The organism is Samsonia erythrinae, from assembly GCF_004342665.1.
Classification (GTDB): Bacteria; Pseudomonadota; Gammaproteobacteria; order Enterobacterales; family Enterobacteriaceae; genus Samsonia; species Samsonia erythrinae.
The window spans coordinates 83,259-107,744 of sequence record NZ_SMBY01000012.1 but is presented as its reverse complement, the minus strand read 5'-3'; the positions used below and the strand labels follow the sequence as shown (position 1 = coordinate 107,744).

Here is a 24,486-nt window from a genome sequence, read left to right as displayed (position 1 = left end):
CGGCTGGCGATGAGCCGTTTTATTATCGAGTTCGGTGACCGCCTGAGCGCTCACCTTTAATACAGTGGCAATTACACAGAATTACGGACAGGCTCCGTGGGTAGGATCACTTTCCCGATGCCTGCGAATGTACTCGCTATCGAAATACTAAATCCTAAGGTTTCTTTAGCCTCAAGATGAGGTCAATTAATTAATTTTTTAGTGGCGGCCCATAAGGGCCGCTCTGCCTGAACTATTTAGATTTTTTTTCAATCAACCCAAGTAGTTGCATGTCATAAAGTAAGTCTTTCTTCTCATCTTCGCCAATATCTTTAATCAGTTCTTCCAGGGAGTTTTCCGCAAGTATATCAGTAATGAATTTTCGTAGGTTAGACTCTACATCTTTCAGTCCTCTACCTGCTTTTAGTATTAGTGTGAGTACATTAAGCATGAGGTTTTCTATAGGCCGTTCGAATGCATTTTCATATTGATAGTAAGCATAAGCTATTTCTTCGCCACTATATCCCCATTTTTCTCCGGTTTTTTTGTATGTATCTAATTTGCTTCTACAGCAGCTGTAAAAACAGTCTAAAAATTCAGCTTTTAATTCATAATACGTTATGCGGTCTTCCATTAATTTTTTCTCCGAGGGATAAGCATTACATCATTGTTATCGAGGACTTCTATTTTGATATTTGGATATTTTTTCTGAAACTGATCCACTACACCTAGGCAGCTTTCGCACGCAGCTCGCTCTGTGAAGATTGTCACTGTCCCTTTAGCATCTGTGTTTTTTCCTAATTTGTCAGCTAGATTGTCTAATATCTTGTATTCTGAATCAGAGTTTCTTGATATTTTATCTCCCGCCTTATTTGGCAAAATCATATGAGTAAAGTTGCTCTGACTACCTTTTCCTACAAAACTTTTTTCCCCAATGTCAATCTTACTGTGTGCCGCCATGGATTTTGGCATGTCGGGTATATCAATTTGTGCCACGGCCACATTACCTGAGGTTCTTATGTCACGTGAAAATGGTGCTCTTGCGTCCAGCACCTGCTGCCTAAAGCCAGCCGCTTGCTGTATGGTCTTCTCATTGACCAGATAACTTTTCCAGCCTGCGGTTGGCGTCACGAGGTTTTTTGACAGGTGCTGATTACCGACGCTTGCCTTGCCGATGCCCGCGACAGTACTCGCTATCGAAATACTAAATCCTAAGGTTTCTTTAGCCTCAAGATGAGGTCAATTCATTAATTTTTTCTAGTGGCGGCCCCAAAGGACCGCTGTGTTTGAATTATTTAGGTTTTTTTAAATAAAACCAAGCAGTTGCATGTCGTAAAGTAAGTCTTTCTTCTCATCTTCTCCAACGTCTTTAATCAGTTCTTCCAGAGGTTTTTCCGCTAAAATAGTGGTTATTGATTTCCGGATACTATCTTCTACATTTTCAGGTTCCCTGCCCGCGATTAAAATAAGCTTAAAGACATTTAGCATTAGGTTTTCAATAGGTATAAAGGGGGTGTTTTCAAACTGATAGGAAGCATATCCAATTTCTTCACCATCATAATCATTCTTCTCACCCGTTTTTATATATAATTGTAGTTTGTTTCTACAACAATCATAAAAGCAACCCAAAAACATATCTCTTAATTCTTTATATGTCATACGTTCTTCGCCGATCATTTTAATCTCCTTGGGACTAACATTACGTCATTATTGTCAATAACTTCCACTGTGATTCCCGGATATTTTTTCTGAAACTGATCAACAACACCAAGACAGCTCTCACATGCTGCCCGTTCCGTAAAGATGGTAACTTTACCTTGTGCTGTGACGTTACCTCCCAACTTGTCAGCCAGATTATCCAGTATCTTATATTCAGAGTCAGTATTTCTAGATATTGGCTTTCCTTCATTGTTTTTAATAACTTCATATTTAAAATTTTCACTGCCTCTTCCTACAAAACTTTTTTCCCCGATGTCAATCCTACTGTGTGCAGCCATGGATTTTGGCATATCGGGTATATCAATTTGTGCCACGGCCACATTACCTGAGGTTCTTATGTCACGTGAAAATGGTGCTCTTGCGTCCAGCACCTGCTGCCTAAAGCCAGCCGCTTGCTGTATGGTCTTCTCATTGACCAGATAACTTTTCCAGCCTGCGGTTGGCGTCACGAGGTTTTTTGACAGGTACTGATTACCGACGCTTGCCTTGCCTATCCCCGCGAATGTACTCGCTATCGAAATACCAAAACCTAAAGCTTCTACTGTGTCCTTAGACCAGCCTGTCATCTGGCTAAAATTTTCAATCCATTGGTTTCTGGCAAACATCTGACCATCAGAAATGCTGTCGCCTGTAGTATAGGTAAACAGCTGTTCAATGTCATAGCCAACATAAAGCGGGTAATTGCTTGTACGTTGCCGATCTTTCTGTACCCAATAATTGGCGAGTATTCCATCCTCTTCGCGTGTTGCAGGGTACTGTGCCATCAACGCCTCATATTGCTGGCGTTCTTCTGAATTTAATGATTCCTGTGCCACACAGTTAACTTTGCGGCAGGAGGCGGCAAGCAGCCGTTTTTCTTTCTCTTTGTCACCCTTGGCAAGCTCTTTGATGGCCTGAATTTCATCAAGGTGCAATTGTCGATTAAAGCGTTCAACAATTTCAGCGGCATTGGCACCGCTATTGACGCCACTGGCTTTCCCTGTGGCGACTGCGCCCATAATCGCACCCGCGAAGCGGCTAATTTGAGCCTGCTTCTCTTGCCACCCTTCTGATTTTACAAGGTTATCGTTAATGATGATGCCAGCCAGCTCTGCCGCCAGCGCACCAGCCGCAGCGCCTTTGACGTTACCACCGCTGATTTCAGCCGCTACGCCTGCGACGACGGCATGGCTAAGCGTTTTGCCTGTTACGCCGAGGACTGTGCCGTTATCCCCAATAAACTTTGCCCCTTCCGCATTAATCTGACTGCCGATATTACTCAGGAGTGCCGTGGTGAAATTATCCTTAAAGCTACCGCCGTTAATCGTGGTGCCGATGCTAGAGCTGATCACTGACTGTCCGGCGACACGCTGCGCGACTTTGCTCCAGTCACCGTTGCTGAGCATGGGTAATTTGGCTTTGGCGGGGTCGATGACAGTCGTGCCGTTAGCCGCCTTGCTAAATTGCATGACTTCATCGAAGCCCGATAATGCTCCACCGATGACCATTGAAGTAACCAGAGATTTAACAGAATCGCTGCTGCTCATGGCCTGGAACGTTTTAGACAGGTTGCCTTTGTTATCCACCAGTGCAACTGCCGCCTGCGAGGTCAGTGCCGTCATTCCTGAATAAGCTGCACCGTTTACGACAGCGATTGTTGTCGCGCTGGCTCCCGTTCCCACTACACCAGCCGCCATGTCACCTGCGGCGGCTGCCAGTCCCGTTCCTGCGGTCACCGCCGCAACGGCAATGGCGATCACAGCTCCCACAACGGGGTTCAGGCTTTGTGTGGTGTGGTTCCAGGTACTATAGGCATCTTGTACTGTATTCCACTGCACGTCTTTGCGATTGTTTAAATCCTTAAGCCAGGTAGTGCCGGGATTGTTGCTCAACACCAAAAGCGCATTTTTCAGGGACTGCGCATTTTTAGTTTTTGCATCAGCAGTAATACCAGTAGCGGTATCAACTGTTAATTTTCCTCCAGTGTAAATGGTGGGCAGCAACCAAGTGTCCTTGGTATAGCCTTTATCAGCGCTCTTAATGAAGAACCCTTTCGAAGTGGTTATGGTCTGCTCGAATGCTGTATTTTTAACAGCTTTGAAGTTGACCTTGCCTTTTGTGCTGGTGAGTTTTGCATTTTTGCCCGCGTTGATTTTGCTGGCTTCATAGGTACTGTCATCACGGCTCAGCAGATTAATATCACCGCCAGCAGTAAACTCCGTCACTTTATTTGTTACATTGTGACTGGTTTGCCGGATAGTGGTTTTCTTGCCGTACCATTTACGCTTGGTGGTGGTTTTCTCGTAATGGTTACTTTCTTCTACCGCTTGTGCGTAGAGGAAACCGCCTTTAGCGGCCGCATCTAACGCACCTTTAGCGATAAGCTGAGTCGCCTGGAAGAGAATACTGCCGTTGGATAACAGAGTGAGTATTCCTCCGCTGTTCAAGACGGCATTCTTTTGCGTAACGGACTCGCTATATTCTTTGTTTCCTTCTCGATAGACATGGTTAGCTGCCGAATTAAATTCCATTTTCCCGCCGGAACTTAATGTCATATCTCCGTCGGAAGAGAAATCGGTTCCGGTTGCGATCAGCTCTCCATTGGAAGCTACCGTCAGGTTTTTGCCCGAATGAACCTTGGCGGTAACATTTCGGTCGTCTTTATTATTATCATTCTGGCTATCAATGGCGGAGTAGGCCGTAGCGAGTAATTTCAAACTATTGCCTGCAAGCAACGTTGTATTGCCATTGGCAGACAAGGTGGCAGATTGCGCAAGCAAGTCTTTTCCGCTGGAAATCAACAACTGGTTCCCGGCACTGATGTTACTGCTAAGTTCTGCTTGCCGTGAATGGGCAAATAACTCTTCGGGAACCGTGTTAAGCGCCTGTGGATTAAGATTGATATCGCTCTTTGCCGTTAGACTAATATCTTTCATTGCATTCAGCGAAACACCTGCGATATCAAGTGTGTTTCCGGCATTTAACGTCACGCTGCCTGTTGAATTTATTCTTCTAAGTTGGCCAAAGATATTATTAAATTCCTTTTGCTTATCCTCCTCCGATTTGGGAGTGTCTAAATTCATAGGGTTCAGATGGTTTTCACTGTTGGTAATAATTAAATAATTACCCGCTGATAAAGATATGTTTTTATTTTTATTGAAGTATATCCCATCCAGTGTTAAATTTTTTCCTGCTTGAATGGATAAATTTTCTATGGAGTTAAATTCTCCAAATTTTCTTATTCCCTCAGGAGAAAAATGGCGAGTATTTTTTTCTGAATGAATACTTACATTCCCTTCTCGAGACGTTATGCTTATGTTTTTACTGTCGATATCGCTTTGTTTTATATCTGTGTTGTTTATTGAATAAAGTGAGATGTTGTTTCCCGACTTAAAAATTCCTTGAGTTAGGTTTAGAGTGTTATCTGAAAGAGTGGTTATGTTGTTAGTTGCGTTAACTGAGCCTTGGATATTTATATATTTAGAATGGAGGGTGATGTTTTTAGCTAGGAGCGAATTGGGTCTGTTCCCCCCCAAAACTATTTGCGTAACATCTTTATTTTCTAAAGGGGAATGTGAGTTTATTGTTATTTTTTCATTGAAATCAATTACAAGATTGTTGCTTGCGGATATTTCACCAGGAAGATAAGAGTTGATGTTTAAATATCTTTCCTCATGGTCATTAATAAAGTCAAGATAAACGGTTGTATAATCTATGAAGCCTGAAGGATAAGCCCCGTTATCATATTTAATGTCACGACTCGGATGAAAGTGAAGGTATTTTTTTGTCTCTCCAGTGAAGGAGTTGCTGATTGAAATATTGTTGCCTGTTAATAAGGTGTTTCCTTTTGAAAGTATTGTGCTGGAGTTATTGTTTAACGTTGACGCGTTTATATATGTATTTTTTCCAGATTGAATTTTTGCTTCTGACGAAATGACGCCTGTCTGATAGACTGCTTTTTCTGTATTAACTAAATCTATATTTTTAAAATCAACTTCCCCAAACCATTTATCCGGAGTGTTTTTTTCAAACCTTGCGGTATCAATACCCATGATGATTAACTTATCAACGCCACCTAAAAGATATGTGCTGAGTTGAGTGTTTTTTGCTAAAGATGTCGTGGGTTTTATATCTCTTTTGACGATTGACAATTTGTCTCGAACATTATCCAACTGCCCCGTCCGAATCACCAAATCCCCGGTATTGGTTTTAATTGTTCCCGAGCGGTTTTCGACCTTAACGCCTTTGTTCCCCGTCGTGTCTTTTTGGATCCACAGATTGTTATTCGCCTGAATGGTGGCTTGTGTGTTGGTCAGGGTGTCATTGAACAGGCGCATGTCCTGGCCCGCGATGATATTCCCACGGTTATTCAATGTGGTGCTGGTAAGCGTGATATCTCGGTCGCTTTTCACCGTATTGCCTGCGGCGATATCGACCTGTTGTGCATTCAGGTTGAGATCGGTTTTCGCGTGCACATTACCGAGCTGGATTTTACCTTTGCTATCCAGCGTAATACCTTGCTGAGAACTGGTCAGGTTAGCGACGTTAGCCCCGACCCCGTCCTCGGTTGCCACGAGCCGGATGCGTTGTGCATACATACCGCCGAGCGCTTTGGTATCGACTGCCAATAGCGGTTTGGCTCCTTCTCCGGCGATAGGGGTGATTGTGCCGGATTTGAAATTGATCCTATTGCTACCTTGGGTTAGCGTCAGGTTTTTCGCGTTGATTTTGCCGTTCAGTTCGGTTGCCCGGCTGAGGATATCGACATAATCCGTTGCGGAACCGTCCAGACCTTTTCCGCCAATGGTAATGCTGCCTTTTTTAATCTCCAGTGCTTCAAGTGCGCCTTGTTTATCTAGCACCGGTTTCCCCGTTGTTAGCGTGACGGAAGGCGTGTTGATAAACCCACATCCGTCACAGGTGATGCCGTTCGGGTTAGCAATCAAAACGTTGGCTTTCTTTCCGAAGACTTCGACTTTCCCTTGCAGAGATGAGCGCGCAGTACCGGTCACTTCGTTAATGATTAGCTCGGCGGCCTTGCCCTTGAGGTTGGCATTAGCGTTTAGTTGTCCTGCGAGTTGTGACTTACCCGCAGCTGTGCTGTTGTTTAGCACGGCACCGGGTGTCCCGACGCTGAAATCTTTGTAGGTATTGTGAGAAATACCCGCTGGGTTTGGCGTCGCGATATTGATGACCGGGACGGCACCCGCGTTGTTGACCTGCGTGCGTGGGCCGTCTGGCGTAAGCGCCGCGAACGCGGGGTGTAACGGTTGAATTGCGGTCAGGTAGATCAGCAGATAGCTAAGTCCGCGTGTGGCGCGGTTATTGAATTTTTCCATGTGACTTTCCTTTTTCCTTTTGCTATGAATAAAACGCTTAATCAAAAAGTGCCGTATCGGGGAGGGAGACTTGCCAGTAAACGACGGCATTGTCGGGATGGAGATCGTCTGGGAAGTGCAGCGGTACGCCGAGTGACACCGACTGGCTGATGCAACGTGAAGATGCGGACAGGCCGATGGCAGCGCCGGTCATATTGCCACCATCGACTTTGCCGGCTTTCCCTGCAATCCACCCGCTATCCAGCGCGGTGGTTAATGCGATATCTCCCAAAAATGGCAGCGTGGTGAATTGCCAATTCAGTTCATTACGCCAGTAGAAACCCCGATTCCCGGTCAGCGTTTGTTCCTTAAATCCCCGGACGGAATACTCGCCGCCGAGCGAGACACGTTCACTGGTATACAGGTTGTCCGGCGTGGTCTGGCCGTAAAGGGTGGTAAGGAAATACAACGAGGGTGCAAGCGGATAGAAATAGCTGCTGCTGACGCTAAATTTGCGAAACTCGCTGCGCGGCAGGCCACGGTTTTCCTTTGTATCATCCGTTGCGCCCCAACTTCTTAAGCCATGGCTGAGCATCGGGTTGAGCGTGAAATAGCCGCCCGCTAGCGTCGTGCTATAGCTGAGTCCGATACTGGCGCTGCTGACCGTAGGGCTGCTGATCTCAAGGCGTTCACCCGCCATCCGGTTCTCAGTGCGTCGGCGGGCGAGCGCGCTATCCAGCGCCAGTTTCTGCTTACCATCCCGATAGAGTGTTCTGTTGAGGCTGAACCGATGGGTATTACTTTGCCCTTCATAGCGATACGCGCTGTTGCCAATCGGGATCGGTTGGAAAAAGTCATTCCAGGCGTATTGATAGCTGAGCGTCCAGTAGCCATAAGGCAAGGACATCCCGCCCGAGAAGGCTTTGCTGCCGTAGCTATGGCTGAATGCGCTATCTCGGCTGGCGGTGAGCCACCAGCGATCGGCGAGTCGCATCGGGTTATCGAGCGTGAGATGGGTGGAAAGCTGTTCTCGGCCCGTGCTTTTTTGTCCGCCGTTGTCTGTGCTGAGAGACAGGGCGAACGGGCGGGATTGCGTGGTGCGTTTGAGATAAACAATCGAACTTCCGGCTTGTTTTCCCGGCTGAATATCAATGGCAACCTGCTGCGAGGGCAGGCGATTCAGCTGTTCCATCCCTTGTTCGATATCGCGCAGATTGAGAATGCGCCCTTCCAGACCGGGGAAGGCCATCTTGATTGCCAGCGGTGTTTCCCCTTCTATACGGATGGCTTCTATTTTTCCCTCGCTGACGCTGATGACGAGTGTGCCGCCGGAGAGGTCTTGCTCCTGTAAATAGGCCTGACTGGTGACAAAGCCACGGTTGAGGTAGGCGTTGGTCGTTTCCCTCACGGCGTTATGGACTGTGGCTAAATCAAGGCAGCGGTTTTGGTAGCGTTGCTGAATGGCGGTCCGATCTTTTATCGAAAGCGCTTCAGCATCGTGAAAGGTAACTCTATGGATAGGGAAGCAGACAGCATCCTTTACTGTTGGGGCTGTTATAGTTGGTATCGTTAAGGTGGTGCTGTTTTCCAGCGATAAACGCTGCTGTTTGGCCTGCTCCAGTAATGACTTTTGCTGGAGCTCCAGCGCATCTCGATCCGTTGGGCTGATGGTGGCGGCGCCGAAGGTTGAGCTACAAAGACTCAAAAGAATAAGGCCGATAAAAGAAAGGTCTTTACACAAAATGAACGTAATCCTTACGTTAATTTACACTTTGCGTTTTTATACACAAATGCCTTCTTCCGTGACTAGGTAAAATCGATACCCGATAGAAATTCGACAGAATGCACTGAGAAATTTAACTTATTTTAATAAAAATGATAATCATTATCATTTTTGTGTAAATAGGCGGGTAACTATAGCGTAAGAAAGGGTAATCTTGATATTTATCATAGGGTTTACGCTGTGATGGAAACCCTATGAAGAAGAACGTCACGAAATCAGCCGTGGGTTAGCGCGCCCAGACAGTCATCCAATGCGCCGACCAGCCAGTCGATGTCCTGAGTCTGAAATGCCAGCGGTGGCCGTAGTTTCAGCACGTTGCCATAAGGACCTGCTACCGATGTCAGCACACCGCGATCGCGTAGCGCTTCCGTCAGATTCAGTGCCAGCGTTTTATCCGGCGTTTTACTGTCTCTGTCGCTCACCAGCTCAAACCCGATGAATAATCCGGCACCGCGCACGTTGCCTACACTGGCGTATTTGTCTTGCAGAGTGGTCAGTTCCGCCAGCAGCTGTGCGCCCACGACGCGGCTGTGTTCCTGGAGTTGCTCATCGTGAATCACCTTTAGCACGGCCTGCGCAGCGGCCATCGCCACCGGATTTCCGCCAAACGTGTTGAAGTAGGGGATTTGGTCGCTGAAAGCGGCGAGCACATCGCTTTTTGCCAGCAGCCCGGAAACCGGGATGCCGTTGCCCATAGGTTTTCCGGTGGTGATGATATCCGGCACCACGTCATGACGTGCGAAACCCCAGAAGGCATCGCCGGTGCGCGCGAAACCGGGTTGAACTTCATCAGCGATGAAAATACCGCCGTTGCGGTGGACGACATCAACCACCGGGCGTAAAAAGCCGCGCGGGTTGGGGTGTACGCCATCGGAAGAAAAGATGGAATCCGCAAGGAACGCAGCAAATTTGATGCCGTGCGCCGCCATATCGTCGATCTGTTTCTGGATTTCATTGGCAAACCACATGCCTAGGTCCGGCGTAGTCACGCGATAGGCGTCCGGCGGCGGCACCAGCCGGGTTGTCGCTGCCAGCGGCTGACCGCTGCCCAATGCGGGTGAGGCACCGGAGGTCAGGTCGCTGGTACCGTGATAGGCTTCACGCGTCACGATCACACCTGTGCCGCCGCTCCAGGCGCGCGCCACGCGGATCGCCAGATCGTTGGCTTCCGAGCCCGTGCACATATACATGGCGCGGTTAATCGCCGCGGGGGCGGTGGCGAGGAGTTGCTCCGAATAGTCTAAAATACGCTCGTGCAGATAACGGGTGTGGGTATTGAGCATCGTCATCTGTTGATGTACCGCCTCTATCACCGCGGGGTGACAGTGACCGATACTGGCGACATTGTTATACACATCGAGGTATTTCTTGCCGTCGGCATCCCACAGGTATTGCCCTTCGCCGCGCACCAGATGAACCGGTTTGCGATAAAACAGACGATAAGACTCTCCCAGCACCCGGCTGCGTTTGTCGGTCAGCGAACGGATATCCTCGCTCAGTGCGTCGGCATGTTCGGCGCGGAAACTGTTGGTATCCATGATGGTTGAACGTGTTGCCATAATCACTCCCGTTATAAAATGTGTGCCGCAGTATCAGTTGGCATCGGCGGCAAGCGGCTCAAGCAGATGTTCCCGTCGTGCTTTGGTGGTCAGGAAATAGAGGTAGCCGAGCAGCATAAAGGTGCAGAACAGCCCACCGATCACCGGGTTGAACCAGAGCATTGCCATCAGGCAGATGATGGCGCAGACGAGGGCGAACGCAGGGACGATGGGGTAACCGGGGGCGCGATAGCTGCGGACCATATTGGGGGCGCTGCGGCGCAGGCGGAACAGGCTTAACATGCTCATGATGTACATGACGATGGCGCCAAAAACCGCCATGGTAATCATCGCTGCCGTCAGGTTCATGCCCTGTAGGTTAATTCCGTCGCAGAAGATGGCGGCAATCCCGATCGCCCCGCCGGCCAGAATGGCGCGGTGTGGCGTGCGAAAGCGCGACAGCTTGGCAAGCCCCGGAGGAAGATAGCCCGCACGCGCCAGTGCGAAGAACTGGCGGGAGTAACCCAGAATAATGCCGTGGAAGCTGGCGATAAGACCGAACAGGCCAATCCACACGAGCATGTGCATCCAGTTGGAGTTTTCCCCGACGATGAGTTTCATTGCCTGTGGCAAGGGATCGTTGAGGTCAGAGAGCTGGCGCCAGTCGCCGACGCCGCCAGCCATCAGCATCACGCCAATCGCCAGAACCACGAGCGTCAGGATGCCGCTAACGTAGGCTCGCGGAATTGTGCGTTTGGGATCTTTCGCCTCTTCGGCGGCCATTGCTGCGCCTTCGATCGCGAGGAAAAACCAGATGGCGAACGGTATCGCAGCAAACATACCGGAAATGGCGGCGGGTGAAAATTCATGTTGCCCCGCCCAACCGTGTGCCACGAAATTACTCAGGCTAAAGCCCGGCGAAACAACGCCCATAAACACCAACAGTTCCATGACGGCCAGCAGCGTGACCACCAGCTCAAACATCGCCGCCAGCTTCACACCGAGAATGTTTAGACTCATAAAAATAAGGTATGCGCCAACGGCGGCGAATTTGGGGTTCAGTTCGGGGTATTGCACGTTCATATAGGCGCCAATCGCCATCGAAATAGCCGGTGGCGCGAAAACAAATTCAATTAGCGTGGCCATACCGGCAATCAGGCCGCCCAAATCGCCGAACGCGAGTCGGCTATAGGCAAAGGGACCACCCGCGTGGGGGATCGCCGTGGTGAGTTCGGTAAAGCTAAAAATAAAACAGGTGTACATGGCGGCGATGAATAGCGTCGTGACCAAAAATCCCAACGTGCCCGCGACGCCCCAGCCGTAGCTCCAGCCAAAATATTCACCCGAAATTACCAGTCCTACCGCGATACCCCACAAATGCAGGGCGCCCAGCGTGGGCTTTAATTTGCTCGTCATCACATTATCCCCGTCAGTCCGCTTATGGTTATTCGGAACCAGTAAGACAACCCCTGCTGGCTTGTGTAGCGATAATGCCCACGCTTGTTGGTAGAAAACTTGACGCAGACGTATCGAATGCTGCGCGCTGAAGTCAACTTTTACGGTGGGTATCACCCCTTCGCCCTCTGGGGTCAAACCGGGGTTCTGGTACGTCAAGTTTCTCTCTACGACACACGCCATGCTGAACGCTCGTTGACTCGCGTCGGAGTGGGAACCATGAGTGCTAAACAATATGACACCTTAAGTAATACTGAAATTACCGCGTTGGCGCACCGGGCGCTTGCCCGCTATCCGGCGGCGCTACACGGGGAACTACGGCTGCTATGCCGCTCGGAAAATGCGACCTTTCTTGTTTCGTCTGCGGGTAAACGTTATGCATTGCGGCTGCATCGCAGCCACTATCACCAGAAATCGGAGATTGAAAGCGAGCTGCTGTGGTTGGATGCGCTGCGTGAGACGGGCATTACGGTACCAGAAGCGGTACGTGATGCGAGCGGGGAGCGGGTGCAGTCGCTGAGTTTATCCGACGGTTCCTGTCGTTATGCCGTGCTGTTTCACTGGGTGGACGGCGAGATGCCGACCACCAGCATTGATCCGCGAGCGTTCCAGCAACTGGGCGAGATTACCGCTCGCCTGCACCAGCATAGCCGCCAGTGGCAAAAGCCTGACGGCTTCCGGCGTATTATCTGGGATCATCACACGATGGTGAGCGCACAGAGTCATTGGGGGAACTGGCGTGACGCGCCGAATCTATCGCGTGGCGAGCACGGCGTTGTCGAGGAGGCTATCACGCGTATGGGCGCGGAAATGGCGGAGTTTGGCAAAGCGCCGCACCGCTATGGATTGATTCATGCCGACCTGCGTCTGACCAATCTGCTTTTGCATCGAGGCGAAACGCGAGTCATCGATTTTGATGACTGCGGCATGGGCTGGTATCTGCACGATCTCGCTGCGGCCATCAGCTTTGTCGAGCACCACCCGCGGGCGGCGGAGTGGGTTGAAAACTGGCTGGGGGGCTATGAACGTGTGGCGCACGTCAGCGATGAGGAGGCGGCGTTGTTGCCGACGCTGCTGATCCAGCGGCGTATCCAGCTTATGGCGTGGGTAGGCTCGCACGCAGAAACCGAGATGGCGCAGAGCCTTGGGCCAGACTGGGCAAAACACAGCGTGCGCCTGTGTCGGCGCTATCTGGAAACCAGCGATCTGCCGATTGGCGTGGTCTGAATGCACCACAGGCGGGCAGTGTGCGCCATGGTAACGCCTGCTCGCCACACCAGAAATTTGTAACCCATTGATTTTACCTCTTCACGGCCTGGTATGAAACTTGCTGGTATGAAGTCTGCTAATCGTTTCACGGCCCGCTGAGGGGCCGTATGATACGGCGAGGTGAAAGACAATGGAAAACGTGACGTACTCTTCGGCGCTGAATACCGCGTTCTCCCACAACTGTGGCGTGCTGGCGGCGGCGGCAACCGGACTCGGCGATTTTATCCATGATAATGGCGGCGATGCCGATCGTATCTTCGGCATCAGCGGCGTCGATCCTGAGCTGCTCGCCAGCCCGACGCTCAGTTTGGGGCTGGTGAACTATTGCCGTGTGATGGAGGAAGCCGCGCGTAATTCTGGCTGTGATAATTTCGGTTTACGCTACGGCAAGCAGTTTAAACCGCAGTCATTAGGCTTGATCGGCTATATCGGTTTATGTTCGGACACGCTGGAGCAGGCGCTGCACAATGTGGTGAAGGCGTTTCCCTACCACCAGCACGATACGCTGACGCGCATGGTGGATAAGAGAGACTGCTGGCGGCTGGATTATCAGGTTCGGCACGGCGCCATTCTGCATCGACGTCAAGATGCCGAACTGACGCTCGGTATGTTTCTTAACCTGATTCGTCATATTCTGGGTAAGCACTGGGCACCGCGCGAAGTGCATTTTGAGCATCCGCGCCCGGAAATGTGGCATGAACACTGTAAGGTGTTCGATGCGCCGGTTTACTTCGATCAACCTTACAATTCACTGCTTATTCCCAAACACCAACTGACCCGCACCATGCCAGATCGCGACATGACATTGCTGCTGGTGATGCAAGATGCTATTCGCCGCCTGAACGAGACGTCACCGCAGCAAAGTATTGTCGACCAGGTGCGTACGCAGGTTCATCTGTTATTGATGCAGAAAGAGCCGACGCTGGAAGAGGTGGCAGAGAAGGTGGGGTTGTCCAGTTGGTCGCTCCAGCGTCGTCTGCGGGAGGAAGGACTTAGCTTCTCCGTGCTGGTCGATAAACTGCGCTGTGAAATGGCGACACACTATCTTCAACAGAGGCAACTGCCGATTTCGGAAATGGCGCTATTGCTCGGCTATTCTGAGGTGAGCGCCTTTTCCCGGGCATTCCGTCGCTGGTTTGGCATCAGCCCGCGTCAGTGGCGCAAAGGCGCAGCCTTTAATCTTACCTGATGCGGTTATTTAACGTCCGCGTAGAGCGTACGCGATGGACCATCGACATCACCCTGTCAGCCGGCTTGTCACCAGTCGGCTCTGTAGCTTGCGCCAGCGACAATATCGACCACGTCAACGCCGATATTCGCTAACCAACGATCGTTGTTTCCGCCTGCGTCGCCCGCCACCGCTGGGGTAGCGGTGGCGGGCGACTGGCCGTGTCCCTTCTGTCCGCTCCCGAATAGCCGCGCTGGCTTATACCGGGGATATCCCCTATTCTGAGGCCGCGTTACCGCTGTTTCCGGGGGTAGCCTAGGATTAAGATGAAATCCCCCTAACATCAGCAGAAAACAGCGTTAAGGCGGCGATAAGCTGTCTTATACTATTTGCCGTGCGTACTCTGTTGCTGTGTAACGCGTGCGCATTTTTCGCGTTGTGTATTTCCCACCCGTTTTTACCCAGTGGGGCGGAAGTTAGGTCTGCATAATAAAGAGTTGACGGAGAAAGCGCTTGCGGCTCAGACGTTCATTAACGATTAAACAGATGACAGCCGTGTCTTGCGTGGCACTGGTGACGATCAGCGTATTTATCGTCATACAACTCTTCCACTTCGTTCATCAGCGGCGTGAGGATTATGCCAGGCAGTTGGAGAATATCGCGTATTCCGTGCGCGAGCCGCTGACGCACGCGGTGTTGCACGGCGAGGTTTCTCGGGCCGGCAATATTCTGGACAGCCTGTTGCCCGTTGCCTTTTTGAGCCGGGCGGATGTTTTACTGCCGGATGAATTCCATACGATACATGCGAACTTCCCGAGAGAGCGTCCGGTACCGGATTGGATCGCGCGGATGTTTAAGTTGCCGATCCGGATCTCTGTACCGCTCTATTCCCCGCCGCAGACGCAATATTCGACGCCGTTGGCGCATCTGGTGTTACAGGCGGATTCCTATCGTATGTATCAGTTTATCGTCAGCACGTTTTCAACCATGCTGGCGACGTATTTGCTGCTGGCATTGATTATGTCGATAGCCATTACCTGGTACATCAATCGGCTGCTGGTACACCCGCTACGAGAGATTATCCTTGAGTTACAAGATTTACCGCCGGATGCGATTCTCCGCCGTCAGCTTACGCCCCCGCACTGGCATCAAGACGATGAACTCGGTGCGCTGGTGCGCTGTTATAACCGTAATCAGCAACTGCTGGCGCAGTCACTTTCTGCCGAAGAAGGCGGGCTGGATAAAGCGCGCTTCATGCGCCGTTTTGAACAACGTCTGGCTGAGGGCACGCCGTTCAGCCTGTTGGTGATTGGGCTTCATCCCTCAATGGATGCGCAAGGCGATATGACCTCGTTAGTTAAGCATCTTAACGCGGTGATAGAAGAAAACGAGACGGGCAGCGTTTATCTGGCGCGTCTCGACAGCGATGAATTCATCCTGTTGGGGAAACCGTGGGAATCCGCTGGGCAGGCGCAGGATTGGGCGCAAAATCTGATGCAGGCGCTCAATGCGCCGTTCTTGCCAGCTGATGACCTGACTACACGGACGGCCAGCGTGGGTATCCTGTATATTGCCGAGCCCCGGCCAGAGGATGCGGCGCTGCTCTTGTCACAGGCGCGTGTAGCCGTGCAGATGGCGCATCGCAATAAAGAATGCGGGATTTATTGCCTTACGGCGTCTTTTTGATGTTTTCATTGATAACAAAAATGTCATTTTTGCGACGCAGTTTCCGAAAGACCTCATCTCCCTTGTGACGCGTGTTCGCGGCTTTTTATGGTGCTTTTTTGCTGAAAAACCGTGCATCTGTTGCAAATAAATTGCATTAATGTTTCTTTATAATTGTGGCTGACGTGATTCAGCTCTTGTTTTTAACCTACCGTTCACAAACTAAAGTTATAAAACATTCTCAGCTTGTTATTGCAATGTTATTTTCCGGCGCAATCACAGGCGGCGTTTTCGTATCCTATTGTCCACCTGTGTTTTCCTCACCATAGGACGTACGTATGAAAACATCAATTTTTAAAAGTCTTTATTTTCAGGTTCTTGTTGCCATTACGGTAGGGATACTGTTGGGTCATTTCTACCCGCAGCTTGGTGAGCAAATGAAACCGCTGGGCGATGGATTTGTTAAATTAATTAAGATGATTATTGCGCCGGTTATCTTTTGTACGGTAGTGACCGGTATTGCAGGAATGGAGAGTATGAAATCAGTGGGGCGCACCGGTGCGGCCTCTTTACTGTATTTTGAAATCGTCAGTACGATTGCGTTGATTATTGGCCTGATCGTGGTCAACGTGATTAAACCCGGTGCGGGTATGAATGTCGATCCGAGCTCGCTTGATGCCTCGGCGGTGGCGGTCTATACCCAGCAGGCTGCGCAGCAAGGCTTGATTCCGTTCCTGATGGACGTGATCCCGGCGAGCGTGGTGGGGGCGTTTGCCAGCGGCAATATTTTGCAGGTTCTGCTGTTTGCCGTCATGTTTGGTTTTGCGCTGCACCGTCTGGGACCGAAAGGTAAAATGATTTTTGATGTGATCGAAAGCTTCTCCAAAGTCATTTTCGGCGTCATTAACATGATCATGAAGCTGGCTCCGCTGGGGGCGTTTGGCGCAATGGCCTTTACCATCGGTAAATATGGCGTGGGGACGCTGGTGCAACTGGGGCAGTTGATCCTCTGTTTCTACCTCACCTGTATCCTGTTTGTGTTCCTGGTGCTGGGCAGTATCGCCAAAGCCACGGGCTTTAGTATCTTCAAATTTATTCGCTACATCCGTGAAGAGCTGCTGATCGTTCTGGGGACGTCTTCTTCTGAATCCGTGCTGCCGCGTATGCTGGAGAAGATGGAGAGAGTCGGCTGTAAAAAATCCGTTGTGGGTCTGGTTATTCCGACCGGTTATTCGTTCAACCTCGATGGCACATCTATCTATTTAACGATGGCGGCGGTATTTATCGCTCAGGCGACGAACAGCCATATGGATATCTGGCATCAGATTACGCTGCTGGTGGTTCTGCTGCTGTCTTCTAAAGGCGCTGCGGGTGTGACGGGGAGTGGGTTTATCGTACTGGCGGCGACGCTGTCTGCCGTCGGCCACCTCCCTGTTGCCGGTTTGGCGCTGATTCTGGGTATTGACCGTTTCATGTCGGAAGCGCGTGCGTTGACCAACCTGATTGGTAACGGTGTGGCCACCATCGTGGTCGCGAAATACTGCCGCGAGCTGGATGAGAAAAAGCTGGAGGCCGAGCTTTCCGGTAATAATAAGAACGATAACGCGGCAACCCCAACCGCGCTGTCATAATTCCACTGCCGTTTTCTGAAATCCTTCCCCACGGTGCTATCGCCCCGTGGGGAATTTTTTTTGCCTGCGAATGATTCTAACCGGGCTGTTGTGTCCCCCTTACGGAAAGACAAAAAAGGTAAATATATTGTTAAATATAACGATTTTTACCTTTTTTACAGATTATTTAGCCTTTTGGAGTGACATAGATAAAAGCGCGTGGTCTTAGGGAGTGGTACACTTCGCGTCTTCTATTTTTCCGTGAAATATCCACGAGAGTGTGCGGTGGCAAACGCAAGGCCGCCATAATGATCAACAATAACCACATTTATTATGTTGGATAGTATGAGTAGGGGTTCACATGCAGGGCACCAAAAAAGCGCTTTTCGTTGGTGGTTTGTTGCTGGCCGTTGTCAGCAACAACGTGCAGGCTGAAACACTACAGCCCGATCCTGCCTGGCAGCAGGGCAGACTTGATAATGGTTTTACCTGGCAATTATTAACGACGCCACAGCGACCCGGTGACCGGGTTGAGCTGCGTCTGGTTGTGAATACCGGGTCGATGCTGGAAAACGCGCAGCAAGTGGGGTTTGCTCACCTTATCCCCCGTTTGGCATTAGCGCCCGGCGATAAATTGTCAGTCACACAGCGGCCTTCCATGTGGACGCAAAACCATGACGGTTCTCGCGTTCCGCCTCCGGCGATTATTTCTTACGATTTTACCTCTTATAACCTGAGCCTGCCGAATAACCGCCCGGAACTGCTGAAAGAAGCGCTGGCGTGGCTGTCAGAAAGCGCAGGGCAGATGACGATCGACGACGAGAGTATTCAGGCGGCGTTAAAGGTTCCCGATCGGGTGGCAACCTTTCCGGTTAACCCGCAGGACCCAGGCTGGCGCTATCGCCTGAAGGGGTCGGTTCTGCTGGCGCATGACCCCGCTCAGGATGTCAAACTGCCGCTGAACAGCGAGCAGCTACAGCAATTTTATAAAACCTGGTATACGCCGGACGCCATGACGCTCTATATCGTCGGTCATGTGGATAATCGCAGCGTTATCGAACAGATTGTTAAGACGTTTTCCCCATTGCAGGGTAAACGCGAAGCGCCAGCCCCCGTTCCAACATTAAGTCCGCTACCGCCGCAGGCAATCAGCCTGATGAATCAGAATGTCCGGCAGGACACGCTTTCACTGGTGTGGGATACCCCGTGGCACCCGATTCGCGAATCTCAGGCGCTGGTGCGCTACTGGCTGGGCGATGTGACGCGGGAAGCGCTGTTCTGGAATTTGCAGCAGGCATTGGAGAAAAGCCCGCTGAAGGGCAACAATCTTCGCTTTGACTGTAATGTGTTTTATACCCGCTCCCAGTGTGCGATTCATATTGATGTCCCGAATAGCGACGCCGTCGGGCCGGGCATGACGTTTGTGGCGCGGGAACTGGCCAGACTGCGTGAAGAAGGACTGACGCAACAAGAGTTTGATGCTCTGGTGGCGCGTAAGACGGAGGAACTGAACAAGCTGTTTGCCACCTATGCCCGCACCAGCACCGATATCCTGATGGAGCGGCGACTGCGTTCTCAGCAAAATGGCGTGGTGGATATCGCCCCTGAACAGTACCAGAAGCTGCGCCAGAGTTACCTGTCGGCGTTAACCCTTGATAGGTTGAATCAGGAACTCCACCAGCAGCTTTCACAGGATGCAACGCTGATGCTGATTCAGCAACAGGGTGAGCCGGAAGCGAATATGAAGGCGTTGCAGGCTGCATACGACCAGATAATGGCGCCCGCGACCGAGCCCGCCGCCAGCGCCGTTGTAACGACCGCGCCTGAAGGCGTGAAAGCGCAGGAAACGGCGGCTCCCGTCGTGCAATAAAACAGACAAGATAAAAGGCCGCGATCGCGGCCTTTTGTTCTGTGGCGGTTCAGGCTGGCATCGCCTCAAGCGGAATAATCGCGCCGCGGTATTGAATGACCGTGCTGGCCGTCAGATGGCCGCGCTGTGCCGCTTCCTGCGTACTGCCGCCATTCAGGCGTACAGACAAGTAGCCTGCACTGAATGAATCCCCTGCTGCGGTGGTATCAACCACTTTCTCTTTCGGCAACTTGATCGCGGGGACATCAACCGGTGCTTGCCCGCGTTCTGACACGATGCAGGAATCCGCTCCGCGCTTGATGACCACCTCATTCACGCCCAGTGCGTGCGTGCGTTCCAGCACCGTTTCCAGCGGTTTCTCTCCCCACAGCATGTCTTCATCATCCAGCGTCAGGAAGGCAATATCCGTGCAGGACAGCATATCGGTATAGGCTTGTTGCGTCTCTTCTCTGCTTTGCCACAGACGCGGGCGGTAGTTGTTGTCGAAAATCACTTTTCCGCCGTTGGCGCGGCATGCGCGCAGTAAGGCGAGGAGGCGTTGGCGGCTTTCGGCGTTCAGGATCGCAAGGCTGATGCCGCTCAGATAGAGGTAATCAAAGTGTGCCAGCGACTGAACGATTTTTTCTGCTTCCGGGCTGTCCAGCCAGTAGCGGGCTGCGGCGTCATTACGCCAATAGTAGAACGTGCGTTCGCCGCTAGCGTCGGTTTCAATAAAGTATAAGCCCGGTAATTTGTCGTCCAAACGCTGGATCAGATCGGTTTTCACCCCTTCGTTTTGCCAGGCGGTCACCATCTCTTTGCTAAAGCTGTCGGTGCCGAGCGCGGTCACGTAATGCACGTTCAGCTTATCGGTATTTACCTGACGGGCAATGTAAACAGCAGTGTTCAGCGTATCGCCACCAAAACCACGGTTAAGGTCCGTGCCTTTCTGCGACAGTTCGATCATGCATTCGCCGATTACGGCAATGTTAGTAGTTGTCATCACTCTTAGCCTGTTTGAAAAGGGACTTTGCCACGTAAATGTTTGGGGCATAAAAAGATGGAAATTAACGTCAGTCTCAACATTACGTGAGACTGAGTCAATAGCATTAAAACGATGTTTTATTTTTTCATGACGTGGATCGGAAAACCAGCGTTTTCCATTTGGTTTTAGCGCGGCGGCGACGTCTGTTTATCCTGCTCGTTCCTGTCTGTCGACGTATCCCCTTTGTAGTTGGCGGTCGCGATCCAGGCGGCGCAAAAGAGCGTCAGTCGGGCAAAGAAATAGAAGAATGCCATCAGGCCGATGACTGAGCCGAACGCTGCGCCGGAAGGGGAACTGGCCAGTTTAGGCAGGGAGACGGTCATGGCGAATTTGATGACTTCAAAACCGACGGCGGCAATCAACGTGCCGCGCAAGAGCGCTTTACGTTTGGGCTTATGGCGCGGTAAGACAAAAAATATCCACAGGAATAGCAGGTAGTTAGCGAATATGGAGATCGACAGAGCGATCAGCGTTAACGCAGGGCGCAGCCACTCGATGCCATCCAGCCCCAGCGCGGTCACAATGACATTTTGTGCGGTGCCGGCAACCGAGGTCAGGAAAAGCGTGATAATCAGCGCGATAACCAGACCGGTCAGCGACAGAAAATCCCGCGTGTACTGAAAGTAAATTTTCTCTTCGTCTTTCGGATTTCGTTCCCACACGTCGCGCGATTGGGCGCGAATCGCTTCACGCAGGTTGCCCATCCAGCTGACGCCGGAATAGAGCGCGATCAGCAAACCGGTAATCCCGACGGTGGTGCGTTGTTGTACGGCGGTGTTGACGGTATTTTTCAGCGTATTAGCCAGATTGGGATCGCTGATACTGTTGACGATACGGTTAATGAGCCCCGTCAGTAGATCGGGGTTGGAGGCCAGCACGAAGCCGACGGCGGCGAAAGACACCATGAGGATCGGAATCAGCGACAGAAAGGAAAAATAGGTAATCGCCGCGCCAAATTGGTTGCCCATGCGATCGTTGAAACGCTCACCCGCACGAATCAGGTGCGCCACGCTGGGGATCGCCTGGATACGGTCGGCCAGACGTTTGACTTTGCCCAGAAACGAAAGGGATTGCGGTGGCGAGTTGTCCCCCGCGGGGGCTGTTGATGTAGACTGACGATCCGGATCTGCCGGTACAGGCATTGCGTTTCTCCTGCGTTCGGGATTAACTGATTAACATACGTTTGATTATAACCAACAATATAAGAATGTGACTTTTCGATGTTTTTCTGAACGTACGTCATGCACGGACGTTAAGCGAGTGATTTTTCCATGTTGACACCTTCCCCAACTGAACCGGCGCTGAGCGGCCTGCGCCTGAATTTACGTATCGTTTCCATTGTGGCGTTCAATTTCGCCAGCTATCTGAATATTGGTCTGCCGTTGGCGGTGCTGCCGGGGTATGTACACGATCACCTTGGCTACAGCGCGTTCTGGGCCGGGCTGGTTATCAGCCTGCAATATTTTTCCACGCTATTGAGTCGCCCCCATGCCGGTCGTAGCGCAGATGAAAAAGGGCCGAAGAACATCGTCGTTTGGGGGTTGGTCGGCGTCATGCTGAGCGGGGTGTTTTACCTGTTGGCGGCCTGTAGCGACGCTTCATCCGCGCTCGCGCTGCTGCTACTGTGTCTCGGGCGCGTGGTACTGGGGGTCGGGCAGAGTTTTGCCGGTACGGGCGCCACGCTATGGGGCGTCGGCGTGGTGGGCTCCCGACATATCGGGCGGGTCATTTCCTGGAATGGCATTGCGACCTACGGCGCGATGGCGATCGGCGCACCGCTCGGCGTCTGGCTCAACCACATCGGCGGGTTAACGTTGCTTTCCGTCAGTATTATCCTGATTGCGGCCGTGGCGATCGTTTGCGCACTGCCGCGCCCGGCGGTGCAGGTGGCGCCGGGAAAAAAGATCCCCTTTCGCGAAGTGCTGGGGAAGGTCTGGGTTTACGGCATTATTCTGGCGATCGCCTCTGCGGGGTTTGGCGTAATCGCCACTTTCATCACGTTGTTTTATGCCGATCGACACTGGGAAGGCGCGGCGCTGACGCTGACCATTTTCAGCTGCGCTTTCGTTGGCACGCGTCTGGTGTTTCCTAACAGTATTCAGCGATTTGGCGGATTACGCGTGGCGATGGCGTGTTTTGTGGTGGAAATTATGGGGTTGCTGCTGGTGTGGGGCGCGACGCAGCCGCTGATGGCGGAAATCGGCGCGTTCCTCGCGGGGGCGGGCTTCTCTCTGGTGTTTCCGGCATTAGGCGTTGTCGCCGTTCAGGCTGTATCACCGCAGAATCAGGGCAGCGCGCTGGCGACTTATACGATATTTCTCGACCTGTCGCTGGGCATCGTCGGGCCGCTGGCGGGGGTGCTGATGGGGTATACCGGTATCGCCTCTATTTATCTGGCGGCGGCGTTGTTGGGACTCGGCGGTCTGGCGCTGACGTTGCGTCTGAGCCGGCGCGCGACAGTCGGATGACGGTAGCCACCGACGTGGCTACCGACAGACGAGAACACCGATTATTTCAGCTTCAGGGTATGGATGATGCCTTCCGCTTCGCTCTGCGCCTGCTGCTGATTGCCGGCAGGCAGCGTAATCTGCAACGTCAGCAGTTGGTTTCCTACTTTTCCTAATACCACGGAGGAATAGGCCTGTTGTCCACTGCTGGTAATAATGCTGTCGAGCTGTTGCAGCTTCTTGCCGTCAACATCGATGGTTTTGTTGGTGACGACCTGGAGGTTGGCGTCACGCGTGCGTTGCTGATCTTCCAGACGCTGCGCCAGCACGCCCAACTCTTCCGTGGTGTTGTCGCCAACAATCACGATGACCGCTTTCTGCCCATTGTCATTGGCGTAAACGTGCATGTTATTCGCCTGCGTACCCACTTTACCGCTTTGGTCACGCATATCGGCCGGCAGGGTAAACGCAACCTTGCCATCCATTAATTCGATATTCTGACCTGTGGTGGCTTCAGCGGCGGGTTTATCTTGTGCTCCCGCTTTTGCGGCGTCATCCGTCTTGCCGTCACAAGCGGCCAGCAGGCCGACAAGCAAGCCGACACCGAGGTATTTGACTAGATTCGACATGGGATCCCTTTCTCTCGTTTTTAAACAGGTAATCACAGTATGGCACCCTATTCGGATAGCAAAAACAAGCATTTTGTTGTTGCAAACCGTTGTCGGCACCCCCGTTATTTTTACATACCGATGAGTGTCTGAAAGGAAAAGGGCGGCGCGCATCGCCGCCCGAAGGCATTAATGATGGCTGTTGAGGGCGCGGTAGTCGACCGCGCTGTTCTGCGCACTCAGACGTTTGAGTACGATGTTCAGCATGACGCCGTACATTGGCAGGAAGAAGATCAGGCTGATCAGCAACTTGAAGGTGTAATCCACCGTTGCGATTTCAATCCAGTTCGCCGCCATAAAGGGGTCGGTGCTGCGGTAAAAGGCGATGAAAAAGAACGCCAGCGTGTCGCTGAAATTGCCAAATACCGTTGAAACAGCGGGCGCGACCCACCACGCACGCATCTGACGCAGCCGGTTGAAGACGTGGACATCCAGAATCTGGCCGAGAATATAAGCCATGAAGCTGGCGCAGGCGATGCGTGCCACGACGATATTCACCTGACTTAACGCCGCGAAAGATTGCCACGCCCCCTGATAAAACAGAGAGGAAACCACGTAGGAAATCACCAGCGCGGGCAGCATGACGGCCAGAATAATGCGGCGTGCCAGTGGCGCACCGAAAACCCGCACGGTCAGATCCGTTGCCAGAAAAATAAACGGAAAGGTAAAGGCGCCCCAGGTGGTATGAAAGCCGAAAATCAATACCGGGAGCTGCACCAGATAATTACTCGACGTAATGATCAGGATATGGAACAACGATAGCCAGATCAGCGCCGTAAGCCGCTGCTGGGGAGTAAAACGATACATAATATGACCTTTTTGGTTATTGGGGTGAGGGAACCCAAGCAATGATGTTGGTGCAGTTTTACACTGCAACGCGGCGGCATAATACGCAATTGTTTCGTTAATGCAATGTGTTTTGCCGCGAAAGCGTGGTTGTTTTATGCGCAAACGTTGTCGTCGCTTGCGTCGGCAAATCCGCAGCGTAAACTAA

At 51.6% G+C, this 24,486-nt stretch carries 17 protein-coding genes; 6 read left to right on the top strand and 11 right to left on the bottom strand.

The window, feature by feature from the left end; genetic code table 11:
• Window positions 1-232: 232 nt before the first annotated feature.
• From EDC54_RS15535 to eat, 7 genes are all read right to left on the bottom strand, one after another.
• Complete coding sequence (locus tag EDC54_RS15535) at window positions 233-613, bottom strand: hypothetical protein (protein ID WP_107168626.1); 381 nt, start codon at window positions 611-613, stop codon at window positions 233-235.
• Window positions 613-1,110, bottom strand: a complete 498-nt coding sequence (locus tag EDC54_RS15530; protein ID WP_230514542.1) for a deaminase domain-containing protein — start codon at window positions 1,108-1,110, stop codon at window positions 613-615. The genes EDC54_RS15535 and EDC54_RS15530 overlap by 1 nt, the downstream gene beginning before the upstream one ends.
• 174 nt (window positions 1,111-1,284) lie before the next feature.
• The gene (locus EDC54_RS15525) at window positions 1,285-1,656 is read right to left on the bottom strand and encodes a hypothetical protein (RefSeq protein WP_132458354.1); all 372 of its coding nucleotides are present in this window, start codon (window positions 1,654-1,656) and stop codon (window positions 1,285-1,287) included.
• Window positions 1,653-7,016 carry a DUF637 domain-containing protein gene (locus EDC54_RS15520; protein ID WP_132458351.1) on the bottom strand — a complete coding sequence of 1,788 codons (5,364 nt, stop codon included), beginning with the start codon at window positions 7,014-7,016 and terminating at the stop codon, window positions 1,653-1,655. Before EDC54_RS15520 ends, EDC54_RS15525 begins: the two co-directional genes overlap by 4 nt.
• A 37-nt stretch (window positions 7,017-7,053) precedes the next feature.
• Window positions 7,054-8,736, bottom strand: a complete 1,683-nt coding sequence (locus tag EDC54_RS15515; RefSeq protein ID WP_132458348.1) for a ShlB/FhaC/HecB family hemolysin secretion/activation protein — start codon at window positions 8,734-8,736, stop codon at window positions 7,054-7,056.
• Window positions 8,737-8,993: 257 nt separating this feature from the next.
• On the bottom strand, window positions 8,994-10,337 hold the full coding sequence (locus EDC54_RS15510) for an aspartate aminotransferase family protein (protein ID WP_132458345.1): 1,344 nt from the start codon (window positions 10,335-10,337) through the stop codon (window positions 8,994-8,996).
• A gap of 33 nt (window positions 10,338-10,370) precedes the next feature.
• Window positions 10,371-11,732: an ethanolamine permease gene (gene eat, locus EDC54_RS15505; protein WP_132458342.1), complete on the bottom strand. Its 1,362-nt coding sequence runs from the start codon at window positions 11,730-11,732 to the stop codon at window positions 10,371-10,373.
• A gap of 258 nt (window positions 11,733-11,990) precedes the next feature.
• Between eat and EDC54_RS15500 the strand changes: the two genes are divergently transcribed.
• The 5 genes from EDC54_RS15500 (at window position 11,991) to EDC54_RS15480 (ending at window position 19,353) form a co-directional block, all read left to right on the top strand.
• The gene (locus EDC54_RS15500) at window positions 11,991-12,998 is read left to right on the top strand and encodes a phosphotransferase enzyme family protein (protein WP_132458340.1); all 1,008 of its coding nucleotides are present in this window, start codon (window positions 11,991-11,993) and stop codon (window positions 12,996-12,998) included.
• A 172-nt stretch (window positions 12,999-13,170) separates the two neighbouring features.
• The gene (qhpR, locus tag EDC54_RS15495) at window positions 13,171-14,229 is read left to right on the top strand and encodes an AraC-like transcriptional regulator QhpR (protein ID WP_132458337.1); all 1,059 of its coding nucleotides are present in this window, start codon (window positions 13,171-13,173) and stop codon (window positions 14,227-14,229) included.
• Window positions 14,230-14,754: 525 nt separating this feature from the next.
• A complete protein-coding gene (locus EDC54_RS15490; RefSeq protein WP_132458334.1) occupies window positions 14,755-15,894 on the top strand; it encodes a diguanylate cyclase domain-containing protein in 1,140 nt (379 codons plus the stop codon).
• Window positions 15,895-16,211: 317 nt separating this feature from the next.
• A complete protein-coding gene (locus EDC54_RS15485) occupies window positions 16,212-17,504 on the top strand; it encodes a dicarboxylate/amino acid:cation symporter (RefSeq protein WP_132458331.1) in 1,293 nt (430 codons plus the stop codon).
• A gap of 340 nt (window positions 17,505-17,844) precedes the next feature.
• A complete protein-coding gene (locus EDC54_RS15480) occupies window positions 17,845-19,353 on the top strand; it encodes a M16 family metallopeptidase (protein WP_132458328.1) in 1,509 nt (502 codons plus the stop codon).
• A gap of 49 nt (window positions 19,354-19,402) precedes the next feature.
• On the opposite strand, the gene kdgK is transcribed toward EDC54_RS15480, so the two are convergent.
• Together kdgK and yhjD are read right to left on the bottom strand one after the other, a co-directional pair.
• The gene (gene kdgK / locus EDC54_RS15475; RefSeq protein WP_132458326.1) at window positions 19,403-20,335 is read right to left on the bottom strand and encodes a 2-dehydro-3-deoxygluconokinase; all 933 of its coding nucleotides are present in this window, start codon (window positions 20,333-20,335) and stop codon (window positions 19,403-19,405) included.
• A 167-nt stretch (window positions 20,336-20,502) separates the two neighbouring features.
• Window positions 20,503-21,519: an inner membrane protein YhjD gene (yhjD, locus tag EDC54_RS15470; RefSeq protein WP_132458324.1), complete on the bottom strand. Its 1,017-nt coding sequence runs from the start codon at window positions 21,517-21,519 to the stop codon at window positions 20,503-20,505.
• A 129-nt stretch (window positions 21,520-21,648) separates the two neighbouring features.
• Between yhjD and EDC54_RS15465 the strand changes: the two genes are divergently transcribed.
• The gene (locus EDC54_RS15465; protein ID WP_132458321.1) at window positions 21,649-22,845 is read left to right on the top strand and encodes an MFS transporter; all 1,197 of its coding nucleotides are present in this window, start codon (window positions 21,649-21,651) and stop codon (window positions 22,843-22,845) included.
• 41 nt (window positions 22,846-22,886) lie between these two features.
• On the opposite strand, the gene EDC54_RS15460 is transcribed toward EDC54_RS15465, so the two are convergent.
• Both EDC54_RS15460 and EDC54_RS15455 read right to left on the bottom strand, forming a co-directional pair.
• Window positions 22,887-23,453, bottom strand: coding sequence for a DcrB family lipoprotein (locus tag EDC54_RS15460; RefSeq protein ID WP_132458319.1), 567 nt, complete (start codon window positions 23,451-23,453; stop codon window positions 22,887-22,889).
• 168 nt (window positions 23,454-23,621) lie between these two features.
• Window positions 23,622-24,299 carry a 7-cyano-7-deazaguanine/7-aminomethyl-7-deazaguanine transporter gene (locus EDC54_RS15455; RefSeq protein WP_132458316.1) on the bottom strand — a complete coding sequence of 226 codons (678 nt, stop codon included), beginning with the start codon at window positions 24,297-24,299 and terminating at the stop codon, window positions 23,622-23,624.
• Between the last annotated feature and the right edge of the window lie 187 nt (window positions 24,300-24,486).

Bases quoted from the DNA above. Each gene is read 5' to 3' on its own strand.
- EDC54_RS15520 (WP_132458351.1), bottom strand. From the start codon at position 7,016: ATGGAAAAATTCAATAACCGCGCCACACGCGGACTTAGCTATCTGCTG.
- eat (WP_132458342.1), bottom strand. From the start codon at position 11,732: ATGACGAGCAAATTAAAGCCCACGCTGGGCGCCCTGCATTTGTGGGGT.
- yhjD (WP_132458324.1), bottom strand. From the start codon at position 21,519: ATGCCTGTACCGGCAGATCCGGATCGTCAGTCTACATCAACAGCCCCC.
- EDC54_RS15535 (WP_107168626.1), bottom strand. From the start codon at position 613: ATGGAAGACCGCATAACGTATTATGAATTAAAAGCTGAATTTTTAGAC.
- EDC54_RS15500 (WP_132458340.1), top strand. From the start codon at position 11,991: ATGAGTGCTAAACAATATGACACCTTAAGTAATACTGAAATTACCGCG.
- EDC54_RS15480 (WP_132458328.1), top strand. From the start codon at position 17,845: ATGCAGGGCACCAAAAAAGCGCTTTTCGTTGGTGGTTTGTTGCTGGCC.
- EDC54_RS15460 (WP_132458319.1), bottom strand. From the start codon at position 23,453: ATGTCGAATCTAGTCAAATACCTCGGTGTCGGCTTGCTTGTCGGCCTG.
- EDC54_RS15465 (WP_132458321.1), top strand. From the start codon at position 21,649: ATGTTGACACCTTCCCCAACTGAACCGGCGCTGAGCGGCCTGCGCCTG.
- EDC54_RS15525 (WP_132458354.1), bottom strand. From the start codon at position 1,656: ATGATCGGCGAAGAACGTATGACATATAAAGAATTAAGAGATATGTTT.
- EDC54_RS15490 (WP_132458334.1), top strand. From the start codon at position 14,755: ATGACAGCCGTGTCTTGCGTGGCACTGGTGACGATCAGCGTATTTATC.
- EDC54_RS15455 (WP_132458316.1), bottom strand. From the start codon at position 24,299: ATGTATCGTTTTACTCCCCAGCAGCGGCTTACGGCGCTGATCTGGCTA.
- kdgK (WP_132458326.1), bottom strand. From the start codon at position 20,335: ATGACAACTACTAACATTGCCGTAATCGGCGAATGCATGATCGAACTG.
- qhpR (WP_132458337.1), top strand. From the start codon at position 13,171: ATGGAAAACGTGACGTACTCTTCGGCGCTGAATACCGCGTTCTCCCAC.
- EDC54_RS15510 (WP_132458345.1), bottom strand. From the start codon at position 10,337: ATGGCAACACGTTCAACCATCATGGATACCAACAGTTTCCGCGCCGAA.
- EDC54_RS15485 (WP_132458331.1), top strand. From the start codon at position 16,212: ATGAAAACATCAATTTTTAAAAGTCTTTATTTTCAGGTTCTTGTTGCC.